Genomic DNA, 236 nt, shown 5'->3' with positions numbered 1-236 from the left:
CACCCCCAGAAATCCCCCCGCTTACCCTGCCGCCGAACCAGCTTGACCCCGCAAGACGCACATGTCGGCGTCGTGTAATCCCCTTCGAAGGCAAACTGCAACAGCTTGATCTGCTGCGCCGGAGGCAACCCGCGCAACTTCTCCACGAACTGCGGCCCATCGAGCAACTGCAGGGGGTTATCGGCGCCAAATTCGAGTGCCTGCGGCGTATAACTCGGGGTCGTTGCCGCGCTGAA

1 pseudogene is annotated in these 236 nt (G+C 62.3%); it reads right to left on the bottom strand.

The features are described 5' to 3' along the window. Positions 1-236: pseudogene (locus KVT32_RS31550) on the bottom strand (DUF2034 domain-containing protein); the annotation flags it as partial.

Source organism: Achromobacter sp. GbtcB20 (assembly GCF_019091095.1).
GTDB lineage: Bacteria > Pseudomonadota > Gammaproteobacteria > Burkholderiales > Burkholderiaceae_B > Achromobacter > Achromobacter mucicolens.
Note: the sequence above shows the minus strand (reverse complement) of the source record. Positions and strands in the feature narration are given on the sequence as shown.